Consider the following 4,384-nt stretch of genomic DNA (forward strand, 5'->3'; position numbering starts at 1 on the left):
ACTGTCTCACGACGTTCTGAACCCAGCTCACGTACCGCTTTAATGGGCGAACAGCCCAACCCTTGGGACCTACTACAGCCCCAGGATGCGATGAGCCGACATCGAGGTGCCAAACCTCCCCGTCGATATGGACTCTTGGGGGAGATAAGCCTGTTATCCCCGGGGTAGCTTTTATCCGTTGAGCGACGGCTCTTCCACTCGATACCGCCGGATCACTAAGCCCGACTTTCGTCCCAGCTCGACCTGTTTGTCTCGCTGTCAAGCTCCCTTCTGCCTTTACACTCTATCGCGCGATTTCCAACCGCGCTGAGGAAACCTTTGGGCGCCTCCGTTACCTTTTGGGAGGCGACCGCCCCAGTCAAACTGCCCGCCTGATACTGTCCACGCACCGGATTTGCGGCGCTGTGTTAGAACTTCAATACTCCAAGGGTGGTATCCCAACGTCGACTCCTCCAAGACTAGCGTCCTGAATTCCCTGTCTCCCACCTATCCTGTACATGAAATACCAAAACCCAATGTCAGGTTGCAGTAAAGCTCCACGGGGTCTTTCTGTCCTGTCGCAGGTAGCCGGCATCTTCACCGGCATTACAATTTCACCGAGCCCCTCGTTGAGACAGTGCCCAAATCGTTACGCCTTTCGTGCGGGTCGGAACTTACCCGACAAGGAATTTCGCTACCTTAGGACCGTTATAGTTACGGCCGCCGTTTACCGGGGCTTCAATTCGGACCTTTGCCTTTCGACTAAGCCTTCCTCTTAACCTTCCGGCACCGGGCAGGCGTCAGCCCCTATACGTCATCTTCCGATTTAGCAGGGACCTGTGTTTTTGGTAAACAGTCGCTTGGGCCTTTTCTCTGCGACCCCCTCGCGCTCCTCCTGTAAAAGTTCTCACGCTAACGGGGTACCCCTTCTCCCGAAGTTACGGGGTTATTTTGCCGAGTTCCTTAACGAGGGTTCTCTCGCGCGCCTTAGGATTCTCACCCCGCCTACCTGTGTCGGTTTGCGGTACGGGCACTGGCTTGCCTCGTTAGAGGTTTTTCTTGACAGTTTGGGCTGAAGCTGCTTCGCTACTTAATTTCGCTCCCCTTCAGTTCTCAGGCTTATACGAGAGCCGGTTTTGCCTAACTCTCACCCTACCACCTTGGACGCGCTTTTCCATCCGCGCGCTCAGCTTACCCTCCTGTGTCACCCCATCCTTCAAACGGCTGCCAGTGGCATCGGATTCTCAACCGATTCTCCATCGCCTACGCATTTCTGCCTCGGCTTAGGCCCCGGCTTACTCTGGGCGGACGAGCCTTCCCCAGAAAACCTTAGGCTTTCGGCGGGCAGGATTCTCACCTGCCTTCTCGCTTACTTATACCGGCATTCTCACTTCCGTACGCTCCACTACTCCTTACAGTATAGCTTCCCTGCATACGGAACGCTCCCCTACCTTCTCGAAGTTCGAAGTTCGAAGTTCGATGTTCGATTATTTCCATGTCTGTATGAGTTTGTTCAGTTGCCTTCCTAGATGGTCGTATTCCTCGTTCAATTCTTCATATTCTGGTATATTATATCCCAAGTCTTTAACCATCTCGATCAGGACTGATACTTCATTACATGAACCCAGTGCGTTTATTAAGAAATTTTTAAAGTCGTTGACGTGCTTCTTTCTACCATATCCCTCTGCTATGTTTAGCGGTATGGATATAGCGGCTCTTCGCAACTGGCTTCCAATCTCATACATCTCATGTCTAGGAAATTGTAATGATATCTTATGGACTCTTAAAGCGAGCCCATACGACCTCTTATAGACTTCAAGGTCGTGGTAATCCTTTATCATTTGCTTTTCCTTTCGAACTTCGAATCTCGAACTTCGAACCTCGAGAACCGTGGCTTCGGTGACAGGCTTTAGCCCCGTTACATTTTCGGCGCAGAGCCACTTGACCAGTGAGCTATTACGCACTCTTTAAATGATGGCTGCTTCTAAGCCAACATCCTGGTTGTCCGGGCAACTCCACATCCTTCTCCACTTAGCCTGTCTTTGGGACCTTAACCGACGGTCTGGGCTGTTTCCCTCTTGACTACGAATCTTAGCACCCGTAGTCTGACTCCTGGGATCCAAATATCCGGCATTCGGAGTTTGATTGGGTTCGGTAATCGGTGAAGACCCCTAGCCCAGTCAGTGCTCTACCTCCGGTATTCATTCCCAAGGCTAGCCCTAAAGCTATTTCGGGGAGAACCAGCTATTTCCGGGTTCGATTGGCATTTCACCCCTACCCACACCTCATCCGCCGCCTTTTCAACGACGGTCGGTTCGAGCCTCCACTAAACTTTACTTTAGCTTCACTCTGGACATGGGTAGATCACCCGGTTTCGGGTCTACTCCAACGGACTATTCGCCCTTTTAAGACTCGCTTTCGCTCCGGCTCCGCGCTTTCCCGCTTAACCTCGCCCGCTGGATGTAACTCGCCGGTCCGTTCTACAAAAAGTACGCCATCACACTTTGGTCGTTGGTGGTTAGTAATTGGTCGTTGGTTTTCTGGGTAGCTTTTTGGGGTCTTTTGACCCGTTAGCATGACCCAAAATCCCCAACCACTAACCACTAACCACCAACGACTAAATAGTGCTCTGACTGCTTGTAAGCATACGGTTTCAGGTTCTATTTCATTCCCCTCCCGGGGTGCTTTTCACCTTTCCCTCACGGTACTTGTTCACTATCGGTCGCACTGGGTATTTAGCCTTGGGAGGTGGTCCTCCCTGATTCCCACAGGATTCCCCGTGTCCCGCGGTACTTGGGATCCTCTCTGAAACGTTCGACCTTTCGCCTACAGGGCTGTTACCTTCTGTGCCGGGCCTTTCCAGACCGCTTCGACTAGATCTACTTGCCTCTATCATGAGAGTCCCGCAACCCCCGGCACTCAACCCAGCATTTGAAGGATATGTTCATGGACCAAAGGTGTCGGTTACTTCAGTCCTGTCTATCCCTCTCCTGCTCGGTTGAGTGCCGGGTTTGGGCTCGCCCCTCTTCGCTCGCCGCTACTGGGGGGTTCGATCTTTCTTTCTCTTCCTCCGGCTACTAAGATGTTTCAGTTCGCCGGGTGCCCTCCGTACACCTATGTGTTCAGTGTACGGTGACGGGGGTTCGCCCCCGCCGGGTTGCCCCATTCGGATATCTACGGCTCACAGCCTGCTTGCGGCTCCCCGTAGCTTTTCGCAGCTTGCCACGTCCTTCTTCGGCCCATGTGCGCCAAGGCATCCACCGTATGCCCTTTATAACTTGACCTAATTCGCGCTACTAGAACTCTTTGCTCTAGCTACTTGTTCTCCTACGCTGTGCAGTTTTCAAAGAACGTTTTGGCCGTTGGTGGTTGGCCTTTGGTCGTTGGGCTGCTTGTTGGAATTCGCATCCGCGAATTCCTTCTATCCCAACCACTAACCACCTACCACTTACTACCAAGATGAGACTTTTAATGAGAGGCTTATCGCCTCTCACTGGTCTCTCAAAACTAAACAGTGGCTTCGGCAGGCGGTTTGTTTGTGCGAATAAATTCGCACCTACACCTGTCTGCCGAATGGATGTACCGACCTAGGATTATTGGTCGTGGGTCGTGGGTCGTTGGACGTGGGATTCTCAGGCATTCCTTTTGGGTCTTTTTGACCCTTGAGGTCTGTCTTTACATTCTCACGTCTCACGTCTCATGTCTCACGTCCCAATATTCTCCTTAGAAAGGAGGTGATCCAGCCGCACCTTCCGATACGGCTACCTTGTTACGACTTCACCCCAATCACCAACCCCACCTTCGACAGCTCTCTCCCTTTCGGGTTAAGTCACCGGCTTCGGGTGTTGTCAGCTTTCGTGGTGTGACGGGCGGTGTGTACAAGGCCCGGGAACGTATTCACCGCAGTATGCTGACCTGCGATTACTAGCGATTCCGACTTCATGCAGGCGAATTGCAGCCTGCAATCCGAACTGAGACCGGCTTTTACCGGATTTGCTCCGCCTCGCGGCTTCGCTTCCCTTTGTACCGGCCATTGTAGCACGTGTGTAGCCCAGAACATAAGGGGCATGATGATTTGACGTCATCCCCACCTTCCTCCGTTTTGTCAACGGCAGTTCGTCTAGAGTGCTCGCCTCTACACGTTAGCAACTAAACGTAAGGGTTGCGCTCGTTGCGGGACTTAACCCAACATCTCACGACACGAGCTGACGACAACCATGCACCACCTGTCTCCCTGTCTACCCGAAGGTAGAAAACATACTTTCATATGCTGTCAGAGGATGTCAAGCCCTGGTAAGGTTCTTCGCGTTGCGTCGAATTAAACCACATGCTCCACCGCTTGTGCGGGCCCCCGTCAATTCCTTTGAGTTTCAACCTTGCGGCCGTACTCCCCAGGCGGGGTGCT

2 rRNA genes are annotated in these 4,384 nt (G+C 52.6%); both read right to left on the reverse strand.

The window, feature by feature from the left end:
- Positions 1–3,263 (reverse strand): 23S ribosomal RNA (locus HPY90_RS15025); the annotation flags it as partial.
- Positions 3,264–3,706: 443 nt separating this feature from the next.
- Positions 3,707–4,384: ribosomal RNA gene (locus HPY90_RS15030) — 16S ribosomal RNA — on the reverse strand; the annotation flags it as partial.

The sequence above is a fragment of the Syntrophothermus sp. genome, assembly GCF_013314835.1.
GTDB classification, from domain to species: Bacteria; Bacillota; Syntrophomonadia; order Syntrophomonadales; family Syntrophothermaceae; genus Syntrophothermus; species Syntrophothermus lipocalidus.